The sequence below is a fragment of the Curtobacterium sp. B8 genome, from assembly GCF_000333315.1.
Taxonomy (GTDB): domain Bacteria; phylum Actinomycetota; class Actinomycetes; order Actinomycetales; family Microbacteriaceae; genus Curtobacterium; species Curtobacterium luteum.
In genome coordinates this window covers 1-819 of record NZ_BACW01000702.1, presented here as the reverse complement: position 1 = coordinate 819, position 819 = coordinate 1, and the positions used below count along the sequence as shown (strand labels likewise).

At 72.5% G+C, this 819-nt stretch carries 1 protein-coding gene; it reads right to left on the bottom strand.

Annotated elements, in window-relative coordinates:
* Nucleotides 1–130 precede the first annotated feature (130 nt).
* The gene (locus I59_RS18705) at nt 131–664 is read right to left on the bottom strand and encodes a hypothetical protein (RefSeq protein ID WP_022905189.1); all 534 of its coding nucleotides are present in this window, start codon (nt 662–664) and stop codon (nt 131–133) included.
* Nucleotides 665–819 lie beyond the last annotated feature (155 nt).

Below are 819 nucleotides of genomic sequence, written 5' to 3'. Positions count from 1 at the left end.
ACGTCGGCGCGGAGGCGCTGCTGCAGTGCGAGGCCCTCGTCGTAGGCGAGGAGGCCCGGCACCCGGACGATCCCGAGTTCCGGCATGGGCGCCAGCGTACGTCAGTTTCTGGACGCCGTACAACAACCGATCACGCGTCGGGCGTCTCGGTCGGGCGTTCGACCATCACGAGCTCGGCGTACAGCAGCTGCGCACGCTCCCGGTGCGGTCGGTCCACCACGATCCCGCGCACGGTGAGGACCGCCCAGAGGACTGCGGAGCTGCCCGTCAGGAGCGCACCGCCGACGTCGTGGTCGCCGACCAGGTCGGCGACGGCGGTCGCGCCGAACACGACCGCCAGTGCCGCGCCGAGCCAGAGGTGCCAGCCGGTCCGGTCGACGATGTCGCGCAGGAACCGCAGCTTGCGGTCGCGCCGCACGCCGCCGGGTTCCGAGCCGCCGCGGACCCAAGTCCGCAGTGCCCGGTGTGCGGCGTACCCGCCCCCGCCGGCCCACGCCGCGACCACGAGGACCACGAGACCGACTGCGGTGGCCACGCCGACGAGCACGACGACCGTCACGGACCCCGTGAACCGTGTGGAGAACACCGCCGCCGTGAAGCCGCCCGACACGGCCGCGCCGGTCGCCCGCAGCCAACCGGCGGCGTCGATCTCCCTGAGGTGCACGGTGTGGACGGTAGTCCCCGGGGTGCCGGCGCGGTCGCGGTCGGGCTGTCGGCGGCCGCCTTGTAGAATCGACGGATCATGGCGCAATTCGGTTCACTCTCCGACCGGATGACAGAGACCTTCCGCAACCTGCGGAGCAAGGGTCGCCGTCCCCT